6 protein-coding genes and 1 pseudogene are annotated in these 4,026 nt (G+C 64.7%); 2 read left to right on the top strand and 5 right to left on the bottom strand.

From position 1 onward, the window contains the following. Nucleotides 1-121: 121 nt before the first annotated feature. Both crcB and VEI45_RS06905 read left to right on the top strand, forming a co-directional pair. A complete protein-coding gene (gene crcB, locus VEI45_RS06910) occupies nt 122-478 on the top strand; it encodes a fluoride efflux transporter CrcB (protein WP_324851401.1) in 357 nt (118 codons plus the stop codon). Next, a pseudogene (locus VEI45_RS06905) lies at nt 475-743 on the top strand (DUF190 domain-containing protein); the annotation flags it as partial. The gene crcB and the pseudogene VEI45_RS06905, both read left to right, overlap by 4 nt. 71 nt (nt 744-814) lie before the next feature. Here the strand turns inward: VEI45_RS06905 and VEI45_RS06900 are convergent. The 5 genes from VEI45_RS06900 to VEI45_RS06880 all read right to left on the bottom strand — a co-directional run. Continuing rightward, a complete protein-coding gene (locus VEI45_RS06900; RefSeq protein ID WP_324851399.1) occupies nt 815-1,171 on the bottom strand; it encodes a DUF488 domain-containing protein in 357 nt (118 codons plus the stop codon). A gap of 19 nt (nt 1,172-1,190) precedes the next feature. Next, entirely contained in the window at nt 1,191-2,138 is a 948-nt protein-coding gene (locus tag VEI45_RS06895) for an LLM class flavin-dependent oxidoreductase (RefSeq protein ID WP_324851397.1), read from the bottom strand. 14 nt (nt 2,139-2,152) lie between these two features. Further along, on the bottom strand, nt 2,153-2,629 hold the full coding sequence (locus tag VEI45_RS06890) for a VOC family protein (RefSeq protein ID WP_324851395.1): 477 nt from the start codon (nt 2,627-2,629) through the stop codon (nt 2,153-2,155). A 17-nt stretch (nt 2,630-2,646) separates the two neighbouring features. Beyond that, a complete protein-coding gene (locus VEI45_RS06885) occupies nt 2,647-3,396 on the bottom strand; it encodes an SDR family oxidoreductase (protein ID WP_324851393.1) in 750 nt (249 codons plus the stop codon). Further along, the coding region (locus VEI45_RS06880) for an alkyl sulfatase dimerization domain-containing protein (RefSeq protein ID WP_324851391.1) at nt 3,393-4,026 on the bottom strand (634 nt) is incomplete at its 5' end. The genes VEI45_RS06880 and VEI45_RS06885, both read right to left, overlap by 4 nt.

Genomic DNA, 4,026 nt, shown 5'->3' with positions numbered 1-4,026 from the left:
TGAAGATGATCGAGCACCACTGCTACGGCCTGGCTGCCGGATACACCGTCGCCAGCATCATGCTGGGCTTGCTGGCGGTGTATCTGGCCACCGCGGTGGTGCGACGGGTACCGGTGCGCTGATGGTCTGGTTTGGCGTGCTGGTCGCCGGCGGCATCGGTGCGGTGTTGCGGTTTCTGGTTGACGGCGCGGTGGCCCGACGAGCCGCGCGGTCGTTTCCGCTCGGAACGCTGACGGTGAACATCACCGGCGCCGCACTGCTCGGGCTGATCGGCGGCCTGGCGCTGAGCCGGCATGCGGCGTTGCTCGCCGACACCGCCTTCATCGGCTCCTACACCACGTTCTCCACCTGGATGCTGGAAACCCAGCGGCTCGGCGAGGAACGCCAGGTGCGGCACGCCGTCACCAATCTTGTCGCCAGCATCGTGTTCGGCATCGCCGCCGCACTGCTCGGGCAGTGGATCGCGGCTCGACTATGAACCAGCCATGCCTGAAGCTGACCACCTATTTCGGTGAACGACAACGCGTGGTCACCGATCACGCCCGACGGCCAGGGTTTTTGGCCGACGCGATGCTGGACCTCTTCGACACCCGGGAACTCGCGACCAGCGTGATGCTGCGCGGCATAGCCAGTTTCGGGCTGCGGCACGTGCTGCGCACCGACGAGTCGTTGAGTCTGACCCGCCGGTGACGATCGCCGCGGTCGACGTCGAGTCGAAGATCAGTGAGCTGGTCGACGACGTCGCTATCGCCGGGCCGGACCGCGTGGGTGATACTCGGTTGGCGCGCCACGACTATTGAGCCCGCACCCAAGCTCAGCCGCGTTTGAGCAGCGTTACCAGCACCGCGACGTGACTGCCCCGTGGGTCACGGGTGGCGGTCACCAGAGTGACGATCCCATGCTCGGCTAGCTTGCGCAGCTCGTCAAGCTCCTCGTTGCCCTGGAGCTCTTTGCGGTATCGCGCGGCAAACTCGTCGAAACGCTCGGGCTGGTGATTGTACCAGCTGCGCAGTTCTTTCGACGGCGCAACATCTTTCAACCAGGTACCCACTCGCGGATCGTCCTTGCGGAATCCTCGCGGCCACAACCGATCCACCAGGATGCGCCGGCCATCGTCGGGGCTCGGGTCGTCATAGACCCGGGCTACCCGAATTCCGCTCTTGGCGTCCATGCGGTCAGGGTAGCGCCGGTCAGGCGAGTGCGGGCAGTACCTTGTCGATCAGAAGCTGTACCGATTTCCACGCCTCGTCGACGGGCATGCCGCCGACCAGAGGGTGCAGCACGAGCGGCCCATAATCGGTGGCGTCGCGGACTTCGGCGATGAGCTGGTCTGGAGTGAGAAATCGGTATCGTCCCGACGCCTTCACCTCCTCCAGCGTCCGAACCCCGGGCAGGTGCATCAGCGAGCGTTGATCTTTCGACCATCCGCCGTATGTGACCGCCTCCCAAAGAATGTGCTCACCGAGCTGGGCCCATGCCCGGTCCGGGTCGTCGTGCAAGTAGATCATTCCGCGGTTGATCGGCCCGGGCATGATGACCAGTGGCGCAATCCCCGCCTGAGCACACAACTCGCGATAGTAGGCGGCGACGTCGGGCAGGTGGTCGGCCAGGCTAAGGGGAAGGCGAAAACGCGCCGCGCGCCGCGCGGTGACGCGTGCACCTCCCCCGACGTACAGCGGCGGATGTGGCCGCGTCCACGAACCTGTGCCTGACCACACTGAGAGCATTCGCTCGATCAGGCTGTCCATCAGTTTGCCGCGCTGGCTGAAATCGACTCCAAGTTCGTCATATTCGACGGTGCGATAGCCAAGACCTATCGTGGTGTGCAGTCGACCGCGGCTCATGTTGTCGACCAGCGCGATGTCTTCGGCCAACCGGACCGGATTCCACAGTGGTCCGAGCGCGCAGTCCACGCTGGCGATCAGCGTCGAGGTCCGCGCCAGGAACATCCCTGCCGTCATGATCGGATTGCAGCTCCACCCCTGCCCGGTCGCGTGATGCTCGTCGACGCTGATAGTGGTGATTCCCCGCGACTCGCCCCACTGCGCCAGTTCGAGTGCGGCGTGGAGCAATTCGCTCTGCGTGCGTGGGTTTCCTTGCGGTGAGGCGAAGTTGAACCGCAGCACCGTCAGCAACATGTCCGACCTCCCGGTCAGGCTTCAGCCGGCGCAGCCGACTGCAGGAATGCGGGAAAATCGGGAAACAGCGCGCGGTCGACGATCTCGATGCGGGTGCCGAACGCGTCAACGTAGTAGGCGAACAGCGCCAGATCCGGCGGTGAAATGTCAGCGGTCGCCTCGAAGGTGAAGCCGTTGGCTTCCAGCATCCGCGCGGTCTCAGCCAGATCGTCGGTGAAGTATCCGAGGTGATGGACGGAGTTGCCCGGCGCCGCAGTCCACGGGCTGTCGGGCACCTGCTGGATCAGTTCCACGTGCGGGCTCTGCAGCGAGTAGACGAACGTCGAGGTGAGCTCGCGGCTCCCGTTAACGGTGCGGAACGGCAACGTGTATGTCAACGGGGTGATCCACCGATAGCCGGCCAGCGCGCTGAGGCGGGCCATCGCGGCATCGAGGTCGGGCACCACGATGCCGGTGTGGTAGTAATCCTCGGGTCGTAACGCGAATGTCATGCTCTTCCTTTGAGATTTCAGACGCAGTCCGATGCGCCGTCGACGACGAACACTGCGCCGCTGGTATACCTGCTTTGCTCGGTGCACAGAAAAGCCACCGTGGGTGCTATCTCCTCGACGGACCCGAAGCGCCGCAACGGGATGTGGGCGAGCTCGGAAGCAACGAGTTCTTCCGCGACGCGCATGGGCGCGGTCATCGGCGTGTCGATCGTGCCGGGTGCGACGGCGTTCACCCGGATTCCCTTGGCAGCCCACTTGACCGCGAGATTTCTGGTGACGTCGATGACCCCGGCCTTTGCCGCGCCGTAGCCGGGTACCAGCGGAACGGCGCGCAGCGCAGACATCGACGCCAGGTTGACCACGCTGGCGCCTCCGGTTGCGGTCGATGCCCGCAACGCGCGGTAAAGGCCGACGGTCAAGCGGTACGGACCGGTCAGGTTCAGCGCTACCGACGCCTCGAACCCATCCGGCTTTGACTCGTCAAGGCCGCCCGGGAAATTCGCGCCGGCGTTGTTGACCAGCACATCCAGCCGGGTCACGTTGCGCGCCAACGCATCCACCGAGTCGTGGTCGGTGATCCGTAACTGGTGGTAGGACATGCCGGACAGATCGGCGTCGTAGTCCGTGGCCGCCGGTTTGGTCCCAGTGATGGTGACCTCTGCTCCGGCGTCCCGGAACAACACGGCAGTCGCGTGTCCGATGCCACTGGTGCCGCCGGTGATCAACGCCTCGGTCCCAGTGAAGTCGAAGCTGACTCGAGCTGTCATCTATATCTCGCTATTTGTCCGGTGAGCCAGGCTCGTTCCCAGAAGTTCGTGGTGTCGGCCAACAGCCTTTCGTGAGCTTCCCTCAGCACCTCGCGCGCCGCTGGATGGTTTGCGGGTACCAACTCGGCGAGATGGATGGCATGCAGCGGCCGGTCGGCGTCTAGATGTTCGCGCGCGCGGCCTACCAGCGACTCCGCGCCGGCCAACTCGACCACGTCGGCGCTGACGGCGTCGGAACCCACCGGATACAGCTCAGTCGTCGACCGGTGATGGAACCAGCCCGAGTAGTTCTCCCAGATGGCCCGCACGTCCCAGGCGACCTTCCCATAGCCCTGGCCCACTTCGTATTCCGTGGGCAAGACGACCTCCTGCATCAGGGTCCGGACATCTTTGCCTGCGTTCATGCCGGCGACGGTCTCGTCGTGAATGTACTGGATGGCGTTACGCAGCCGGGTCAACTCGGCGTTGATGCGTTCGACACCGGAGATCGGCTCGAAGTGGCCGGTCACCAGGAGTTCGGGTTGCAGGTCACGAACCCGCTCGACCGACGCGATGGCGGTCAGCGCATCCCGATACCGGTCGCCACGCATGGTGACCAGGTTGGGGATGTGCCCGAAGAGCGGACCAAAC

This window comes from Mycobacterium sp. (genome assembly GCF_035623875.1).
Lineage (GTDB): Bacteria > Actinomycetota > Actinomycetes > Mycobacteriales > Mycobacteriaceae > Mycobacterium.
This window is presented reverse-complemented; position numbering and strand designations above follow the sequence as displayed.

Excerpts from the sequence above, each read along its gene's own strand:
- VEI45_RS06900 (WP_324851399.1), bottom strand. The coding sequence starts at position 1,171 with ATGGACGCCAAGAGCGGAATTCGGGTAGCCCGGGTCTATGACGACCCG.
- VEI45_RS06890 (WP_324851395.1), bottom strand. The coding sequence starts at position 2,629 with ATGACATTCGCGTTACGACCCGAGGATTACTACCACACCGGCATCGTG.
- VEI45_RS06885 (WP_324851393.1), bottom strand. The coding sequence starts at position 3,396 with ATGACAGCTCGAGTCAGCTTCGACTTCACTGGGACCGAGGCGTTGATC.
- crcB (WP_324851401.1), top strand. The coding sequence starts at position 122 with ATGGTCTGGTTTGGCGTGCTGGTCGCCGGCGGCATCGGTGCGGTGTTG.
- VEI45_RS06895 (WP_324851397.1), bottom strand. The coding sequence starts at position 2,138 with ATGTTGCTGACGGTGCTGCGGTTCAACTTCGCCTCACCGCAAGGAAAC.